Origin of the sequence: Mesorhizobium sp. M4A.F.Ca.ET.050.02.1.1 (assembly GCF_003997725.1) — a bacterium.
Classification (GTDB): Bacteria; Pseudomonadota; Alphaproteobacteria; order Rhizobiales; family Rhizobiaceae; genus Mesorhizobium.
Genome location: NZ_RZSG01001104.1, coordinates 1 through 1,504 on the forward strand (window position 1 = coordinate 1; position 1,504 = coordinate 1,504).

The 1,504-nt window shown below is 62.6% G+C and carries 1 protein-coding gene; it reads right to left on the reverse strand.

Going from position 1 to position 1,504, the window contains the following annotated elements; translation table 11 throughout:
- A partial coding sequence (locus tag EOA33_RS35395; RefSeq protein WP_245482544.1) for an ATP-binding protein occupies positions 1-1,504 on the reverse strand: 1,504 nt, incomplete at both ends.

Sequence of the window (1,504 nt, forward strand, 5' to 3'; positions counted from 1 at the left end):
GTGCGCAGGAGCGCCATGGCGGTGTCGATGTCGGGGGCGACGTCGCTGGAAAAGCCTTCCGCATCGAGGAGTGCCGCGATCACCGCCGCGACATCGGTCTCGTCCTCGCAAATGAGAACACGCAGGCGGCCATCGCGCGGCCGCGATCGACGCTCCGTCGCAACCGGCTTCTCGGCCTGCCTTTGCGCTTCGGCAAGGTCGACGTGGAACGAGGTTCCCTTGCCTTCCTCGGTTTCGAAGGAAACGGCGCCGCCCAGCTTTTCCACGATGGTCTTGACGATGCTCAAGCCGAGACCGGTACCGCCCTGCTTGCGGGTGCTCGACGCGTCCGCCTGCTCGAACTTGCCGAATATGCGGCTGCGGAATGCCTCGGGAATGCCAGCGCCCTGATCGATCACCGAGATGCGCAGCATGTCACGATCGCGGCGCTCCAGTTTCACCGTCACGGTGCCGTCGGCGTCGGAGAACTTGATTGCATTCGACAGGAGATTGGCCATCACCTGATGCAGGCGATCCTCATCGATGTTGGCCTCGGCGCGCGGGGCATCGTCGACCAGGACGATGCGGATTCGGCCATCGGCCCTATAGTTGGAACTGGCGGCAATGGCCTGCTCCAGCAGGGGGCGAACAGGCATCTGCCTGATCTTGAAGGCGATCACGCCCGATTCGATCTTCTCCATGTCGAGGATGTCGTTGATGAGAAGAACCAGCCTCTCGCTGTTGTTGTGGGCGATGTTGATGAGGTTGGCGGCCTTTGGCGGCAGTTCGCCCGCCACTCCGGCCGCGATCAGGCCAAGCGAACCGCGGATTGATGTCAGCGGGGTGCGCAATTCATGGCTGACCGTCGAGATGAAATCGTTCTTGAGCTGGGCATTTCGTTTCTGCTCCGTGATGTCGCGATTGTAGGTGATGACGCCGGTGATCTTGCCGGCCTCGTCGCGGAACGGCGCCTTCAGCGTGTAGAGCCAGCCCTGCCTGCCGTCCGGGAAAACCGCCGGCTGGTCGATGCGCAGCGTCTGCCCGGCCTCCAGCGCGCCCATCTCGTCCTGCCGGAAGCGCTCAGCCACATCCTTCGGATAGAAATCGAAATCCGTCTTGCCGATAAGGTTCTCGACCGAAGTGGCTCTCACCATTTCGGCGGTCGCCGGATTGGCCGCGATGAAGCGGCCGTCGACATCCTTTATGTTGAGGCAATCCGGCAGCTCGCGAACCATGGCCCGGTAGATCATGTTGGACATTGCGAGTTCGCGCCGTCGCTCCTGGCGGTCGAGCAGCACGCTGATGATGATGGTGCTGAGGAAGCGGAAAACGAGGGACGGGAACGTGCTCAGCTGCACCATGCCGGCGACGACCTGGGGTGGGATGACCAGAAGCGTGATCAGCCCGGCGAGAGCGACCGACACGCCGAGGCCGAAAATGTCGAAGATGGTGCGCGTTCGGGCGGCGACGATGTGATGCCATGCAATGCCAACGACAGCCGTGATGAGGATGCCCACGATTCCGA